The following is a 4,301-nucleotide window of genomic DNA, read 5'->3' as shown; positions in this document are numbered from 1 at the left end:
GTCGATCGCGGACGCGCGCGCGTCCCGGGCCGTCCCGCGGCGCGAGTCGAGTTCGGCCTCGACGCCCGGCCCCGAGTAGTCCGAGGCCGTCACCCGGCCCGGCGTGTCCGCCGTGCCGGTTCCCGGCCGCTCCCGGCCGGTTCTCGTGTCCTGGCTCATGGATCGATCCCCCGAATCTCCCCTCCCGGGACGGGTGACGCCCGCCGTGTCCTGCCGTCCCGGGTCCGGATCCGCGCGACACGGCGGGGAACGCCGGTTACCTACCCCAGGGGGGAGGCGTGACACGGTTGCGTGATCACGGCTCCGCCGATCCGGGCCAGGTCGGCGGGCTCCTCCGCCGCGTACGCCGCCTCGCCCGTCCGGACGCCGGCGGCGACCGCCGAGCCGAGGTGGCCGTTGACGCCCTTGACCAGGAAGTCGTCCAGCGCCCCCGCGACGAGGCGCAGCACGGCCGCGCCGCCGCGCGCGGTGACGACCTCCGTCTCCCGGCCGTCCAGCTCGATCCGCACCGGGCCCTCGTGGCCGCTCATGGTCAGCACCGTCAGGTAGGCGACGTCGCGGTCCGGGTGCACCCGCAGGAACGCGTCGGCGTCGCCCTCGACCACCCGGGGACCGCGCGCCGCGCCGCCCGCCCCGGAACCGCCGGTCCCGCCGGTCCCGTCGGCGCCCGCCGTACCGCCCTCCGGGTCGGCGGCCCCGCCCAGCGCGTCGGCGAGGATCCGGCACGGACGCAGGTCCTCGTCCAGGCCGGGCAGGACACCGTCGACGTCGAGGAGGCCGCCGCCCGCGACGTACCCGGCCAGCAGCCGCTGGACACGGCGGTGCATGAAGGCGCCGCCCGGGACCGTCAGCCGCGGGCAGGACTCCGGCTCCAGCGCGTCCGCGCGCTCCAGGTCCAGCACCCGGTAGTCGAGCCCGGCGGCGCGCATGCGGTCGTGGAAGGCGCGCAGCGCGCGGCCGCACTCCGGAGCGCCGGAGCCGGGCGGCGCCCAGGCGGCGATGCCCGCGTACGGCAGGTAGAGCCCGAACGCCCCGCCGCGCACCGGCGCGCACTCCAGGAACTCGGCCCCGTGCCGGGCGAAGAACTCCGCCAGCGCGCGCACCGCGGGCGCCTTCGCACCGGCCGTGCCGTCGGCGCCGATGGGCGCGCAGTCGGGGTACGGCGCGGCGTGCACGGAGTCGAGCCCGGACGGCCAGCCGGAGGTGCCCACCGCGGTGTAGACGTTGAAACCGGTCGCCCCGGCGGCCAGGGCCAGCAGGCTCTGGTGGAAGCTGGTGGCCGCGTCGGCGTAGGCGCGGTCGTAGAGCTCGGAGAACCCCCAGTTCTCCTCCAGGTTCGGGCCGGGCGCGCGCTTGGCGGCGAGCACGTAGCGGGCCTGGGCGTCCGGGTCGGCCGAGACCACGCCCATCCAGTTGGTGAAGCCGTAGTGGACGCCGTCCCACGTCTCGGGGCGCACCCGGGCCAGCCAGTCGTCGAAGGAGTGGTGGTCGCCCGCGGGCGGGTTCAGGTTGACCACGACCGGCACGCCGCAGTCCACCGCGCGGGTCCAGCGGTGGTAGACCTCTGCGAGGTAGTCGGCGTGGAAGCGGCCCCAGTCGGCGTACGCCTGCTGCTCCTCCGAACGCGCAGGCGCCGTCCACTCCCGGGGCGGCTCGATCTCGTCCCAGCCGCGGACCTCCGTCGCGTGGACCCGGTTGTACTCCTCCAGCGTGCCGTACCGCCGCTCCAGCCCGGCCCGGAAGAAGGCCAGGCCCGAGGCGCTGTAGTCGTAGGCCGACAGAGGCAGCGCCCCGTTGGTGAAGACGCCCTCGTTGGCGATCTGCATCAGGACGACCGGGCCGTCCGGGTGGCGGGTGCCCGCGAGGACCTCCTTGCCGACGGCCTCCAGCCACTCGGTCGCGTGGGCGTCGAAGACCGTCCCGAGCGGGGCGGGCAGCTGCCGGCCGGCCCAGAGCGACGGGGCGCCCGCCGCGTCCAGCAGGGGTTCGATCAGGCCGTCGGCCTCCGGGTCCACCCAGTCGGGCAGGCCGCCGAAGTCGGTCTCGGCGTGGATGAACGGCCCCGGCTTGGCGACGACCTCGACCCCGAGCGAGCGGCACAGGGCCAGGAAGCCGACGACGTCGCGGCTCGGATGGGTGGAGCCGGTGAAGTCCGGCGGTGACCCGGCCTCCGGCTGGTGGTGCCGCCAGGGGATGTAGCAGGTGATGACGGTGATGCCCAGCTCGTCGCGGATCGCGGTGATCCGGTCCGCCCAGACCGAGGGGTGGTCGCGGTAGTAGGGGTAGTCGGCGGTGACGAGCAGCCGGGGCTCGCCGTCGAGGACGGTGACTCCGTCGCGGACCTCGATGGTCACGCAGGGCTCCTTCTGACGGGTGCGCACGGGCTCGTCACAGGCTTGTGACAGGCTTGTGACGGGTGCGCACGGGTGCGGACGGCGGGGCGGCCTACGACTTCAGGCCGGTGAACGCGATGCCGGCCAGGATGCGCCGCTGGAAGACCAGCAGGACGATGATCACGGGCACGACGGCCAGCGAGGCGCCGGCCATGATGTAGTAGGCGCGGCCCGCCCACTGGCTGGTGAGCTGCTGCAGCGCGAGCGGCAGCGTGTACAGGTCGGGGCTGTTGAGCACGACCAGCGGCCAGACCAGGTCGTTCCAGTGGAAGATGAAGCTGGTGATCGTGACGACCGCGAGCACCGGCTTGGAGAGCGGCAGGATGATCCGCCAGAAGATCTGCATCCGGCCGGCCCCGTCGATGAGCGCGGCCTCCTCCAGCTCGTTCGGCAGGGAGCGGAAGAACTGCCGGAGCAGGAAGACGTCCAGCACCGAGACCAGATTGGGCACGATCAGGCCCCACGGCGAGTCGAACATGCCGAGCTGCTGGGTCACGTGGACCCTGGGCACCAGCAGCGTGATCGTGGGCACCATCATCCCGGCGAGCAGGACGACGAAGAGCTTGTCCCGCCCGGGGAAGGGGATGCGCGCGAAGGCGTAGGCGGCGAAGGCGTCCAGCAGCAGCTTGCCCGGCACCAGCACGAGGCAGACCCACAGGCTGTTGAGGAACGCCCGGCCGAAGCCGCTGATGTCGAGGACGTAGGAGTAGTTCTCCAGGGTGGGGGACCACTCCCCGGTCCTGCGGTCCAGCGGCAGCAGGCTGGGCACCTTGGTGTAGATGTCCGGGCCGTGCTTGAAGGAGGTCGCGAGCATCCAGACGAACGGGACGACCGCGACGGCCGCGAGCACCACGAGGGCCGCGTAGACGGGGGCGAGCCCAGTCTGGAGCGCACCGGCGCCGCCGGCGTCCCGGGCGCCCTGCGCGGTCCCGGCGTCCCCGGTGCACCCGGTGCCCCCGGCATCTTCGGTGTCTCCGGTGTAACGGCTTTCACGCCGCCTCCTGCTTGACGAACTTGAACTGCACGGCGGTGATGATCATGATGAAGACGAGCAGGATGAACGACATGGCGCAGGCCGCGCCCATCGCGTCGTAGCGGAACGCGAACAGGTACAGGTGCAGGACGTAGGCCAGGCCCGACTGCTCGGGGCCGCCCGCCGCGCCCTTGCCGCCGCCGCCCGAGAAGATCACGTAGACCAGGCCGAACACCTGCAGCGCCGCGATCACCCCGGTGACCAGCAGGTAGAAGGTGGTGGGCCGGAGCATCGGGAACACCACCTTCCGGAACCGCTGCACCGGTCCCGCGCCGTCGATGGTCGCCGCCTCGGTGATCGAGGCGGGGATGCCCTTCAGCCCCGCCAGATAGATGATCATCGAGATGCCGCACTGCCAGGCGGCGATGAACGCGAGCGCCGGGATGACCAGTTCGGGGGTGTTGAGCCAGTTCTGCGGCGGGACCCCGAACAGTCCCAGCACGCTGTTGATCAGGCCGTACTGCGGGTCGTAGAGCCAGCGCCAGATGGCGCCGACCGCCGCCTCGGCGGTGACCACCGGCAGGAACAGCAGCAGCCGGAACAGGTTGGAGCCGCGGCGGACCGCGTTGACCAGCAGCGCCTGCGCCAGTGCGGTACCCAGCGTCAGCGGCACCGCGATCAGCGTGTACTGGAGGGTGACCTGCACCGACTTCCAGAAGTGCGGGTACTTGACGTCGTCGGAGAACAGGTCGATGTAGTTGGCCAGGCCGACCCAGTTCGCCTCGCTGCGCAGGTCCCAGTCGGTGAAGCTGTAGTACAGCGCCGAGAGCGCGGGATAGAGCAGGAAGACGACGAAGTACACCACCGCCGGGGCGACCAGGAGCCATCCGACGAGGTGGTCGCGGCGCCCGGTCCCCGGGCGGCGCCGGCGCCGC

3 protein-coding genes are annotated in these 4,301 nt (G+C 72.6%); all 3 read right to left on the bottom strand.

Annotated features, from left to right (window positions below; translation table 11 throughout):
• Positions 1 to 260 precede the first annotated feature (260 nt).
• The gene (locus tag ACWJ6R_RS31080) at positions 261 to 2,354 is read right to left on the bottom strand and encodes a beta-galactosidase (RefSeq protein ID WP_449065637.1); all 2,094 of its coding nucleotides are present in this window, start codon (positions 2,352 to 2,354) and stop codon (positions 261 to 263) included.
• A gap of 91 nt (positions 2,355 to 2,445) precedes the next feature.
• Complete coding sequence (locus tag ACWJ6R_RS31075) at positions 2,446 to 3,246, bottom strand: carbohydrate ABC transporter permease (protein WP_449065636.1); 801 nt, start codon at positions 3,244 to 3,246, stop codon at positions 2,446 to 2,448.
• Between the two features lie 136 nt (positions 3,247 to 3,382).
• Positions 3,383 to 4,301, bottom strand: a 919-nt coding sequence (locus ACWJ6R_RS31070) for a carbohydrate ABC transporter permease (RefSeq protein WP_449065635.1), incomplete at its 5' end; no start/stop codon positions are given.

The sequence above is a fragment of the Planomonospora algeriensis genome (assembly GCF_977012225.1).
The sequence above is the reverse complement of the archived record's forward strand: the minus strand, read 5'-3'. Positions and strand labels throughout refer to the sequence as shown.